The sequence below is a fragment of the Prochlorococcus marinus str. MIT 9515 genome (assembly GCF_000015665.1).
GTDB classification, from domain to species: domain Bacteria; phylum Cyanobacteriota; class Cyanobacteriia; order PCC-6307; family Cyanobiaceae; genus Prochlorococcus_A; species Prochlorococcus_A marinus_P.
Window position 1 is genome coordinate 1,211,487 of the sequence record NC_008817.1, and the last position, 13,345, is coordinate 1,224,831.

A 13,345-nucleotide genomic window follows, 5' to 3' on the forward strand; every position below is an offset into this window, starting at 1 on the left:
TATTTACAATTTCATAAGATATCTTCACAAACTGATCTATATAAATCATTTAATTGGGATGTTAAATTAGACCAATTATGATTTATAGAAACATAATTATAGGCAAGTTTTGAAATCTTTTTTTTCTCATTATCATCCATTTTTATTAAATATTTTAAAGATTTAATGATTTCATTTACTGATGGATTAGTTTTTATTGCAGCACCAATATTTAGAGTTTCAGAAAGATTACAATTTTCACTTATTAAGCATGGAATCCCATAAGACATAGCCTCCAAAGCAGCCATAGGTAATCCTTCTGAAAATGAACTTAGAATAAAAGCAGAAGAATTTCGAAATACTTTTTCTTTTTCTAAATCAAAAACTGGTTTTGAAACAATAATTCTTTTTATTAACGATTTATTATCAAATTTTTTAAGTATCTTCAAATTTCCAGAACCCGCAAAGCAAATCCACCAATTTTTGCTATATGAATATTTTGATACAATCTCCCATGCTTTGATTAACTCATTAATACCCTTTTTTTTATGAAATCTGCCTAAAAAAAGTAATACATTTGAATTTCTAGGAATTTTATCTTCCCAAGATTTAGGATATTCATTTAACTTCAATTCTTTCTTTTGAGGCATAAATATACCATTTGAAATTAGATGACATTTCCATGCAGAATTTATTTTTTTTATAGCTTCAAATTCTCCAGATGAAAGTACTTGAATAAATGAACTATTATTTAATGCTTTTTTTTCCCATAAATACCAAGATATTATTTTCTTTAATTGTGATTGATTTAAAGCCCATTTATCCAACATTCCATGTGGAGTAATAACATATGGGATATCTGCTTTTAATAAATCATTAGTAATTCTTGTATGAACTCTCCAAAGACCATGTAAATGAACAATTGTTGGATTGATTTTTAAAATTTCTTTGATTAATTTTTTACGTTTAAAAGGACTTAGAAAAAGATTACTTGCTAACCATTCAACTTTTATTTTAGTTTTTTTTTGTTCTCTTATTAATTGTTCAACAACAGTTGTTATGCCGCCATCTTTGAAGTCATAAGAATAAGATATATGTAAAACTTTCATCATCTATATCTTTTATTCCAAATATTAGAAAAATAATGGAAAGGAATAAAAATTGTAAAATATAAAAAAGTCAATTGAAGTAAATATCCTCTAGTAAACACTATAAACATAAAACTTAGATATAGACTATATTTAATTTGAGCTATTGGATCATTAAAATTTAATAAAAACTCGTTCCATAATTTCTTAAAATAAAGCCCAAGAAAAAAGTTAATTGTTATTAATGCAATCCATCCACCAGCTAAATAATATTCTGCAAATCCAAGATTAGCTGCACCAACCTCCCACAAGAAACCGTCATAAATTGTTCTATAAGCTGTAATCAAATATTCTCCCTTCGGTTTATTTTGCCATAATATTCTCGGGATAGGAAGTGTTAAGGTATTTATAATAGGTTTTATACCTGAATAATTAATTTCCTCAGGTGTTTTATAAATTATTGCAGCAGAAGTATGGAAAACATTAGTATCGAAGGTTGCAGACTTTAATACAAATTCCAAAACTGATTGTTCTGTTACTGAATACTTCCTCGAAAAAAGTTCATAATTCAAACCCGTTCCATAATTTCTAGAAATCTGGATAAATCCAAAAATAAGCAAAGTCGATAAAATTAAACTCAGTAATAATGTAATATCAGGTTTTATTTTTTTATAAAAAAAATAAATTAAAATTAAAGGCAATAATAATAAAAATAATCTATATCTGAAGCCCAAGCTCACATAAAGACTAATTGTTGTTAACAAGTAAAAAACAAATTTAGTTCTTTCTTTAATGCCGTTCAATAAGCATATAAATAATAAAACTATGCCAACTATCAAGAAATTTACTGTTGATGAAATCCAACTAGAAGCAAAACCTCCACCGCCCCCTCCACTAGAAATTTCAGCCAATGTATACAAATTAAGAGCCCTAGAAAGTAAACTTGTTCCATAATTAATAAATTGCAAGAATAGTGAAAATAATATAATTCTTTCCCCCCATTTATGAATAAATAAATAATCTTTAGTTCCAAGTTGATAACCTTTTAATTTATTGATACCAAATTTTTCTTTCTTGAAATATTTTTTAAAATTGAAACCTAATTGAAAAGATAAATACGTTAGTAGAGCTCCTATTAATCCAATTTCATAAAACTCCCTATGATCTACTCCACGATATGAAATTGATCCATCTTGTTGTCCAGATGTAATAATAGGGCCAACCAAACAATAAAAAATTACTAAGGCCCCGAAAAGTGTAGTTGGCTTAAAAAAATTAAACCATTTTTTATCATTATAGTTTTTCAATAATTCCCAGATACAAATTATAAACAGGACTATTAAATAAAATATTTCTGAAGAGTTTAAACTAAAAAGAAAATCTATGAACATATATTAGAAACTAATCTCAATAGTAATGATGAAAAAAGTGATTTCCTAGGATTATTTATTGAAAAAACTATAGATTTTTTTAAGTTCTTTGAGAAAGTATCTAAATCATAATTTTTTAAATTAGTTCTAGCAAGAGAGATCATTTTAAATTGTTCATCTTTTGTTAAATTTTCTACCTTTTTCATATAATTTTGCAATTCGTAGTTGTTGCTTGGATTAAATACAAAACCTGTTTCATTATTTTTTATTAAATCTACTGCACATCCACAATTTTGGCTAACAATGCAAGGTAATCCAGAAGAAATAGCTTCGTTTACAACTAATCCCCAATTATCAAAATAACTTGGGAGTATAAATGCTGAGGCATTTTTATAATATTGAACTAAATCGTTTATCTGTAACCAATTTATGATTTGAATTTTTTCTTGATTTGTTAAACATTCTGCATATTCTTTTAACTTTAAATAAAGATTTCCAGACCCTATTATTTTCAATCCCCAAAGCCCGCCCTCTTTTTGATAATTTGAAAAGCTTTTTATAAGATTAAAAAGATTTTTTCTTTCTAAAAGACGACTTACACATAAAAAATATTTATATTCATTTTGTTTTGATTTTGAAGTTAATTTTTCAAAAAAACAATTATCAACTACATCCCAAGGTTGAAAGATCATTTGATCTTCAATCCCAAGCTTTATTAGATACTCTCTACTTTCTTTTCCTGCTACAAAAGCTGCACTATAACCTCTCAAAATTATTTTTTTTATAATCTCTTTAAGTAAAAATCTTCTTGAATTTCTTTCTGTTTTGATTATTGAATCACTTACAATTATACAAGGTATTTTTTTAGAGTTAGAATACAACAATAATCTTTGATAGCTGCGATCAGCCCATCCTACTGAAATAATTGCATCTGGATTAATTAAAGATATATTTTTTTTATAAAAATAATCTATCTCTTTATTTGAAATATCTTTTTCTGGAAAAATAGATTTTGGAAATTTGATTACTTGATATTTAGGACTATTTGATGGGCTCCATAAATATTCTTTGGATTCAGGTCTTGTCTCAAATACATATAAATCCAAATTATCATTTGCTAGTGATTCAAATCTGGATTGGTGATAGGGTCCAATATTTCTTAAAACTATTATTATTTTCATTCTTTAAAAAGTTTCAACCATTTAGTTTTTACAATTTTTGAATCATATTTTTTTAAATTTTGAGCAGACTTTTCAATATAGTAATCTCTTTTAGTAGAAGAGCTAATTATTTCATTCAGTGAGTTAATCCACAAGTCAACTCTCCCCTTAGGTATGAGAATTCCAGCTTTCCCATCATCCAAAACTTCTCTACAAGCAGGTACATCCGTCGCAATAATAGGTAGTCTGGCTGCCATTGCTTCAATTAAAGCTATACCAAATCCCTCTGATAAGGTTGTTGAAAATGCAAAAATATCTGCCTCAGCTAACATGGCTGGAATATCTAACTTTGAACCTACAAAGATTTTTTTAATATCTAGTCCTAGTTCAGAGGCAATACCTTCAAGGTATGCTCTTTTATTACCATCTCCAACTAAAATCAAATTACATTTTTTATTTATCTTTGCATAGGCTCTTAATAAAGTTTCTTGATCCTTTATTTCATCTAATCTTGCTACCATCATTATAGTTATAGGTGAGTTTATTTTTCTAAATTTGATATTTTTCTGAACTTCATTTTGAAAACTTTTTACATTGATACAGTTTGGTATTACATTAGAAAATATAATATTTTTATTGAAATTTAAAAAAGAATTTTTTATAGCATATGAACATGGAACAAGTTTTACATTTAACATATTAAAAATGCGCATTAAAAAAATTAATTTTAAATTTTTAATAGAAAAGCTCTCAATTAAATTTTGAACACAAATTGCTAAATTATTTACTCCTGCAATTTTTGCTCCTAAAACAACCCAAAGAGAAGTAATGTTATTGAAATAAATAATTACATTATGGGCTTTATTTTTAGAAAATAATTTTATCAAGAAAGCAATAAATAAAATACCCCTCCTCCTTTCAAATGAGATTATATTCAAATTTTTATATTTATTTTTAGTAGAAATATCATTAGAGAAATTATTAATGTTTTTATTCAAATTAATCAAATAATTTTTTTCCATAGGCATTCCCTCTCTAGACATTGTCAAAGCGAGATTTTCTATACCTCCAATTTTAATACCATCTAAAATATGAAAATTTATTGTCATAACATCAAATAATAAAAATAAGCTTCAGCCATTTTTTCTATAGAAAAATTATCAATAGCATATTTTCTTGCTTTTAAACTTTTTTCATAAATACTTTTTGAATCATGAGTCATTTCTGAAACTTTTATTGCTAAATCTTTTGGATCGCCCTCTTTAAAGAAATTTCCATACTTGCCATTTCCTAAGATCTCAAGGCATGAACCAACATTTGAGGCTAATATCGGAATACCAGCTACCATTGCCTCAGCTAGAGCTATTCCAAAGCCCTCATCCTGTTTTGCAGAAAAAACAAAAATGTCTAATTGGGATATTATTTTAGGAATATCTCTTCTTGCTCCCAAAAATTTTATCATTGAATCTATTCCAAGATCTTTTGAAAGTTTTTCTAATTCTTTTCTTTTTGATCCATCTCCGATAATACTTAAAATCACTTTTAATCCATTCTTTTTCATTTCAAATATAGATCTAATTAACGTTTCATGATCTTTATGTTTCTCTAATCTAGCTACCATCCCTAAGTTAATAGTTTTATCAGGTTTAATCTCAAATTTATTTTTTGAATCATAAAATTTATTTAAATCACAACAGTTATAAACTCTGCAAAGGGCTTTATTGGGTAAATAAAAGTGTTTTCTACTAGCTTGCATAATATAATCTGAACAACAAATACATTTTTTAGTGAAAAATCTTCCTAGATGAACAAGTACTCTAAATTTTTGAATTGATTTTTCATAAATCGGTGGATAATTTCCTATATGAGTGCAAATACTCCTAACTCCTGCAAATTTTGCCCCTATCGCTATGAACGCATGCCATCCAAAAGGGAAGCAAAGTATAGCCTTTGGCTTTAATTTAATACATATTTTATAAGTATAGTATGTTAGAAAAAAGTACCTGAAGAATTTATTTTTAAAATCTTTATAAAAATGAACATCAATACTTATTTCTTCAAATTCCTTGAATATCTCTAGAGGATCTTTATCAAAACAAATTATTTCAATTTTTTTTTTCTTTGAGGTCCAATACTCTGCCAAGTTTAAAGCAAGTTGCGGGCAACCTTCAGCAACTAAGGAATTTAGAACTATTAAAATATCACAACTTTTTATTTTACTTTTATCCATACAAATTATTGTATTAATCCTTTTTATATAATTATAAATCAATATTATTTCAATAATTTAATTACTTATATCTTATTTATATCTCAAATGTCTAAACTATCTTTTTTTATATATTTTTTTAAAATCAATCTTTCAAAATCACTTTCAATATCATAAAAAGTTCTAATTTTTGGAGGTCTAAATTCAGACAAAATAACCTTATTGTTTAGTAAATTTGAGAATAAATTTTTCCAATCAATTGGATCAGAAGGCAAAAGAAAGCATCCTAATTGATTATCTAATAATTCCTTAATTCCTCCTAAATTTGTCCCTGCTATAGGTAATCCAGCGGCAAAAGCCTCAAGAATAGTCAAAGGTCCTGTTTCCATCCATATTGAAGGCACAACTCCTAAATCATAATATTGCAATTTATTTAAGAGTTCTTGTTGAGGTATATTACCTAAATAATTAATTCTAAGATCGTTCTTGATTTTTTTTATTAAATTTATAGAATAATTATCCTCCCCCCAGTAAGGGCCATATATATCCAATTTAACGGGTAAATCTTTATTAAGCATTAATATTGCCTCTATTACAATTTCAAGTCCTTTCTCAGGATTACATCTACCCCAAAATACTAATTTCAAAACATCATCTTCCATTGGCAACCTTTTTTTATTACTTAATTTCTGAGGGCCTGCAGTCCTAATAAGATTAATTTTATTTGAACTTATTTTTTGTTTTATAAGCATATTTTTGCACCAATCTGATAAAACATGAATATTATCAGCTTGATTCATTAAATTGATCCACGAAATATGCATATTTGAAGTTAATTTTCTTGAAGTTAATAAACGAGAAATTATATTTTTATAATTTGGAGAGAAAGGCCAACCATTTTGATATGAAATTAATTTTGCTAATAAATATGGTATTCCTTTTGATTTTAATCTGAGAAAAGTACATCTTCTGTCAATTAAATCTCCTGTACAAATATCATGTGATGCATTTAATAAATTACCCATACAACTACATGGTGGGGTATGTAATGAAAATATTAATTTTGCACCAAAAGCTTTTATTACTTCTACATGATTTATCGTTGTTTTACTTCCAAAAGAATGTATATGAACAACATCAGGTTTAAATCTTTTTAGTAGCTCATAAAATCCTGGAACTTCTTTAACAATAAATGAAAACGTATTTAATCTATTATCTTGTAATACGGGATCTAAGAAAATCTTATAATTTTCTAAATTATTTGATTTAAATTTATACCTGTTATTAGATTTATGGCATGCCCATATAACTTCATATTTTTCAGGAAGACTAATTTGTACATTAATTAGTTGTTGGATAAATATTTCAGTTCCTCCTGTCATAAGAGGATAAAAATTATCTGATAAGTGAAGATACCTTATTTTTTGTTTCATAAAAATAATTACATTACAAGTAACTTTATTGATTTTTTTAAGTATCCAAAGAAAAACAGATCTCTTTTTTTAAAGGGGGATTTAATAAATATAATTAGCATCTCTAAAAAAAACTTTATTTTTATTGTTAGTTTCTTGCAAGCCAACATATCAGAATAAGTCTTATGCATTTTTATTTTTAAATCTAATCTTTTAATTTCTAATTTTATTTTGTTTTTTTGATATTTATTATCTGAAAGTTCTGCATATTCCAATCCTATTTTTTTTCTCTCATCAAACAATATTTTTTCGAATTTTGAGGTTTTTGAATTTCCATGAATTCTAAAAAATGCTCCTGTAATATTTAAATAGTTTGGTTTACCAAAATTTTTATATAAATTTATAAAAAACTTATGGTCCATAACATACATTAAGTTTTCATCAAACCAAGGCTTTTTCAAAGAATTGTTCTCCCAAAATACTCCTTGTTGGGCGATAGTCTGGATAGCACAAAACTCCTCAAATGATGAAATTCTTCTTTCAAAATATGTACTATTTTTAATTGAATTTCCAAATAAAACATCAGTATAAATCCATTTAAATTTATTTTTTTTATATTGTTCTGCAATTTTCCAGAGAATATTGTCAATATAAGTGTCATCACTATTTAAATATGAACATATTTGGCCTGAAGCCATTTTAAAACCTTTATTCAAAGCATGAGCTTGTCCATTATCTTTTTCGCTTACAAAGTAATTTATTTTGTTGAAGTATTTTTTTATTATCTTCAAAGTACTATCTGTACTTAATGCATCAATAATGATTAATTCTAAATTTGGATATTTTTGATTAATTATTGATAAAATTGTTTCTTCAATAAACGAACCTTGATTAAAGGAGGGAATAACGACTGAAATTTTAGGATATATATTTTCCATTAAAAAATTATCTCATTATTTTATTATTCATTTAAATCTAAGATTATAAACATTATTAAATTTTTAACAAAAGTTTTTTTGAATCCCATTTTTTTATGGCTTTAATCCTTGATTGCATAGAGAGAGTTTTATTTATATCTTTGAATTATAATCAAGTTTGAAATAACCTATTGATATTTATTAAAATCAACTTATAAATATTATTTTTTATTTTTAACAATATAAAATAAAGCATGTTTTATTTTAGATATTTACGAGGTTGCAAATTATAAATTGTATTCATAAGTCATTATTAAAAAAAGTATCATGTATAAGATTTAGTTTAATTAAAGCTTATTCAAAATAAATACTATTATAATAAAAAATAATGAATTCAAAAATAAGGAAATATCTTTCTAAATAAAAATTTAGAATTTATTATTTCTTATATTTATATTTCTACTATAATTATCAAATAAGAAATTGAATTTAAATGGATATTAAATATTTCACAACTCCTATATTATTAATAGTATGGAGAAGGCCAAAAGAAACAATCGAAGTTATTGATTCTCTCCGTAAAATAAAACCAAAAAAATTATTTATCTCTTGTGATGGGCCTAGATTAGGGAATAGTCAGGAAGCTCTTAAGGTAAAGAAAACTCAAGAAGTATGTAAAGAATTCATAAACTGGGATTGTGAAGTCAAATGGCAAATTAGTGAGACAAATTTAGGTTGTAAAGTTGGAGTAGTTAGTGCAATTAATTGGTTTTTCAATAATGTTCAAGAAGGAATAATACTGGAGGATGATAATGTAGCTCATCCTGATTTTTTTGTATTTTGCAATAATCTTCTTGAAAAATATAGATTAGATAAAAGAGTTTGGTGCATAAGCGGTAGTAATAATCAAGACAATATCATAAGAGGTGAAGGCAGTTACTATTTTGGTAAAATACCATTAATTTGGGGTTGGGCAACTTGGAAGAATAGATGGGATGAATACGATGTTGATATAAAAGATTGGCCTCATATTAAATCTACAAATATTCTTGAAAATACTTTTGAAGACAAAACAGAAAAGGATTATTGGACAAATATATGGGATGATTTTTATAAAACTGGCAATCCAGACACTTGGGATTATTCATGGGTTCTTACTTGTATAAAAAATAGCGCTTTAATAGCTATCCCAAATAAAAACCTAATTAATAATATTGGATTTAATAGTGAAGCTACCCATACTATATGGGAGAAAAAAAATAACACTATTATGAAAAGTTTAGGTGATCGAATAATACATCCAAAATTTTTAGTTTGTGATAAAAAAGCAGAAAAATATCAATTTGATTTTTACTTCGGAGGAAATGCTATTAGATTGAAAAAAAATTTAAGGATGAGAATAAAAAATAAATTAAAAAAATTATTGAAGTTTAAATGAATAATTTAAGACCATAATTTCTTAAGAATAAATAATTATTTAATATACTTATTGTTTATATTTATATAAACTGATAATATTTCAAAACTTATAGTAGGATTTTTCTAAAAATTATCTTAAATAAGATCTTCTTAAAAAGAAATATAAATATTCTAGAGTTTAATTTCAAATTTAAAACAAAGTTGATAACTAGAATATAATCTTAAGATCTAAAATGTATCTAATCATTTATTTTAGTTATTCAAATTTTAATCAATTATTTTAAATAAAGAATAAACAGTTACTACACTTGAAAGAGGTCTTGCAATGGAATCCAAAGAATCCGAGGCTTTAGTTATTAAATTTCTTCTAACTCTTACTACATCTCCATTTTTTAGCAATGGATTACTTGGAGATATTCCCGATTTAAAGTCCAATTTGAACTTTTTATGAGAAGCAGTCCCATCTCTATTAACTCTAAACAAATCAACATTTGTTTTTGAGGATCTACTATTTATTGGTCCACCAGCCTCTAAAATTGATTGTAATAAAGGGGTATTTGAGTCTAACTGCAATCTCCCTGGATTTAATACTTCTCCAATTACACTTATCTTAATTTGATTTGGCGATAAATTATTATAAGTAATGGTTTCAATTCGCTTTGTAGGGTCTACTGTCGATTTTTTTAACTTGATAATATCTCCATCAAAAAGAAAAGGGTTATTATTTCTAGCTCCTTTAAAAATCAGATTAATCAGATTAAGTTTTGAAGTTTTATATTCATTCTTATTGCCAGGTAGCAATCTTGTTAATTCTACTTCTTTAAGATTTGCTGATTGAGTTATACCACCAGCTTTTTGAATTGCCTTTATTAGAGTAGGCATTCCTGAAATACTTGAACCGGAGGAATCAATACCAGATGTAATTCCAGAAATATTTAAAGTATATATACCTGGCCTATCAACCTCACCCAGAACAAAAACCGTCATCGGCCTAGGCTTTATAATTTGAATAGAAACTTCCGGCTCTATTAGTTGTTTCTTAAGCCTTTGTTTAATTTCAGAATTTGCCTCTTTTATAGTTTTTCCTTTCAAAGAAACATCACCTGCCAAAGGAATGTTTATAGTTCCATCATTAAGAATGGTATATGCTCCAGATGATATATCTGAATCCAAAACAGCAAGTCTCAATTCATCACCAGGGCCTAGAATATATGGATCCTCTTGTAAATTAATTTTTTCATTTATATTATCTTCAACTGATTTATTTAATGTCTCACTATGCAAATTTTGTATAGGATTGAAAGGCAATATAGTAGTTATTAGACCTAACTTTAAAAAAAATAATTTTCTTAAAAATTTATTCATTAATAAATATTTTAATGCTTATTTATAAGTAAACAAACCTATTATATGACATAATAAGCCTAATAAAAATCTTTTTTAGTTTTGAATAACACATCCAAAAATAATTCTAATGAAGAAATTAATCCTTCCCAAATACTTAATAATAACGAATCTGAAGAAAAAACTTCTCTTGAATTTCTACTAGACTTGATTTTAAGAAGAAAAAAAATTTTTTTATTAACTTTAATAATATTTTCATCTTTTTCCTTAATTAGAACAACCCGAGAAAAAATTTATAATCCTATATATAAGGGAGAATTTTCAATATTAATAAAGGACCCTATCAAACAAGCTTCATCTATTGCTGGTAGTTCTGAGGGAATGTTATTAGCTAAGAATTTCATGGGTGCTACTAATACAGATCTAGAACAAGATATCCCAACCCTAAGAGAGCTTTTGCTGAGTGAATTAGTTTTATATGATATATCTAAGAAATATAAACTAGATACAAAATCCTTATCACAAAGAATAAATATAAAAAGAGACCCAAGAGCTAAAGGTATTTTAGAATTTAGTTTGACTAGTAAGGATCCTAAAAAAGATAAGTTATTACTAGAGGATCTTAGTGATTTATATGTAAACTATGCTTCATTAAGAACTCAAAAAAAATTATCTAGTGGTTTAGCTTTTCTAAGTAATCAAGAACCAGCAATAAAAATTAAAAACTCTCAATTATTAGAAAAATTAGAAAACTTCAGGAGAAAAAATAATTATGTTGACCCTATTAATCAAGGGGATAGCTTAAAGGTTGATATTAACGAAATTAACCAAGATATTACTCAATTACAACGGAATATTGAAAGATTAAAAAATGTAAAAGAAGACATCGCAAAAGGAAAAGTTGATTCTTCTAGTTATAGAGAATTAGTAGGAGATTCCAAAAGAGGTGCAGCTACTGTAGAAATAACAAACCCAGAAGAAAAATTAAATCTTCAAGTTAAAGAATTAAATGAACAACTTGGGAATGCCCTTCGGGTTTACACTCCAAATTCATCAGTTGTAAGAAATATAAAGGCTAGATTAGATCAATTAAAACCTAAAGTTAAGGAAAAACAATTAAGAGGAGTTGATATTGCTATTCAATCTGCTCAAGATAATATTAAACTTAAAAAATCGACATTATCTGATTTGAATTCTAAATTTGATAATTTACTTACTGAAATTAATGATTATTCTGAAATAATTTTTGAATTAGAAAGCTCGACAGCTAATCTTGGAGGAATAATTTCTGCTAAAGAACAACTTCAGTTAGAGCTTGCACAAGATAGTTCTCCTTGGACTGTAATAAAACCTCCGACTTTTTTAGCAGCTCGAATATACCCTAGTTATTCTCAGGAATTATCTAAATCTTTATTAATAGCGATTTTTGTTGGTTTAGGATTGGCTCTTTTAAGAGATAAATTTGATAATGTTTATCACTCGGCTGAGGAGGTTAGAAATGAATTAAAATATCCATTTTTGGGACATGTTCCTTATGTAGACTATTTTAGCGATATAAGAGAGGAACAAAAATCGATAATCAACGATATTTCCCTAATTAATAATAATGAAAATATAGAATCTTATGATAGATTTTTTTATCAAGAGTCTTTAAGAAATATATATACATCTCTTAGGTTTCTGAATAGTGATAATCCAATAAAAGTTATTACTATGACAAGTTCTATTCCTAAAGAGGGAAAGTCATTAATCAATATATTGTTATCAAAGACTTTAAGTGAAATGGATCTAAAAATATTGCAAATTGATGCTGATTTAAGAAGACCTCAGATTCATTCTCGCTTAGGCTTGAATAACCTTACTGGGTTATCCAATATACTTACAAATCCATCCTTAACACTTGAAGATGTAATACAATCAGTTCCAGGTTTTAAGAACTGGGACGTGATAACTTCAGGCACTAAACCTCCAGATCCTACAAGACTTTTGAATTCGGAAAAAATGAGAACTTTTATCAAGGACATCAAAGAAAGTGATAAATATGATTTAATAGTTTTTGATACACCTCCAGTAATTGGTCTTGCTGATTCATTATTAGTATCTGAAAAATCCGATGGCTTGATTTTATTAGTAAGTACTAATTCAGTAAATAAAAGCTTACCAAAAGAATCTATTAGTAGATCAATAAAAAGTGGCACACACTTTTTAGGCATTATTACTAATGCCATCAAAAAGGAATCTAAAAATGTATTGAAGAACGGCTATGAGGATTATGCATATGCCGCTTATAGTACCTACGGAATTGATCTTAATAACGAAAATTCAGAAAAAACAGAGCAAATATCAAATCTTAATGACAATGATCAATTCAATAAATTAAAAGAACTAATTTTTAAAAATCTAAGAATTATTTTTGATAAAAGCATGAAATGGCTAGATGATTAGAA

Annotated in this window: 10 protein-coding genes; 2 read left to right on the forward strand and 8 right to left on the reverse strand. The window is 26.4% G+C overall.

Annotated features, from left to right (window positions below):
* Positions 1–11: 11 nt before the first annotated feature.
* From P9515_RS06635 to P9515_RS09210, 7 genes are all read right to left on the reverse strand, one after another.
* Entirely contained in the window at positions 12–1,088 is a 1,077-nt protein-coding gene (locus P9515_RS06635) for a glycosyltransferase (protein ID WP_041710635.1), read from the reverse strand.
* Positions 1,088–2,374 carry a hypothetical protein gene (locus P9515_RS06640; protein WP_144038783.1) on the reverse strand — a complete coding sequence of 429 codons (1,287 nt, stop codon included), beginning with the start codon at positions 2,372–2,374 and terminating at the stop codon, positions 1,088–1,090. Before P9515_RS06640 ends, P9515_RS06635 begins: the two co-directional genes overlap by 1 nt.
* A gap of 74 nt (positions 2,375–2,448) precedes the next feature.
* Positions 2,449–3,618, reverse strand: a complete 1,170-nt coding sequence (locus tag P9515_RS06645) for a glycosyltransferase family 4 protein (RefSeq protein WP_011820683.1) — start codon at positions 3,616–3,618, stop codon at positions 2,449–2,451.
* Complete coding sequence (locus tag P9515_RS06650; protein WP_011820684.1) at positions 3,615–4,706, reverse strand: glycosyltransferase; 1,092 nt, start codon at positions 4,704–4,706, stop codon at positions 3,615–3,617. Before P9515_RS06650 ends, P9515_RS06645 begins: the two co-directional genes overlap by 4 nt.
* Positions 4,703–5,827, reverse strand: a complete 1,125-nt coding sequence (locus P9515_RS06655; RefSeq protein WP_011820685.1) for a glycosyltransferase — start codon at positions 5,825–5,827, stop codon at positions 4,703–4,705. Before P9515_RS06655 ends, P9515_RS06650 begins: the two co-directional genes overlap by 4 nt.
* Before the next feature lie 83 nt (positions 5,828–5,910).
* Positions 5,911–7,239 (reverse strand): glycosyltransferase, encoded by a 1,329-nt coding sequence (locus tag P9515_RS06660; protein ID WP_011820686.1) that lies wholly within the window; start codon positions 7,237–7,239, stop codon positions 5,911–5,913.
* Between the two features lie 8 nt (positions 7,240–7,247).
* Positions 7,248–8,156 carry a glycosyltransferase family 2 protein gene (locus tag P9515_RS09210; RefSeq protein WP_011820687.1) on the reverse strand — a complete coding sequence of 303 codons (909 nt, stop codon included), beginning with the start codon at positions 8,154–8,156 and terminating at the stop codon, positions 7,248–7,250.
* A 472-nt stretch (positions 8,157–8,628) separates the two neighbouring features.
* Between P9515_RS09210 and P9515_RS06670 the strand changes: the two genes are divergently transcribed.
* Positions 8,629–9,573 (forward strand): hypothetical protein, encoded by a 945-nt coding sequence (locus P9515_RS06670; RefSeq protein WP_011820688.1) that lies wholly within the window; start codon positions 8,629–8,631, stop codon positions 9,571–9,573.
* A gap of 248 nt (positions 9,574–9,821) precedes the next feature.
* Here the strand turns inward: P9515_RS06670 and P9515_RS06675 are convergent, their stop codons facing one another.
* Entirely contained in the window at positions 9,822–10,919 is a 1,098-nt protein-coding gene (locus P9515_RS06675; RefSeq protein WP_011820689.1) for a polysaccharide biosynthesis/export family protein, read from the reverse strand.
* Positions 10,920–11,000: 81 nt separating this feature from the next.
* Here P9515_RS06675 and P9515_RS06680 point away from each other — a divergent pair, with 81 nt between their 5' ends.
* A complete protein-coding gene (locus P9515_RS06680; protein WP_011820690.1) occupies positions 11,001–13,343 on the forward strand; it encodes a GumC family protein in 2,343 nt (780 codons plus the stop codon).
* The last annotated feature ends 2 nt before the right edge of the window (positions 13,344–13,345 follow it).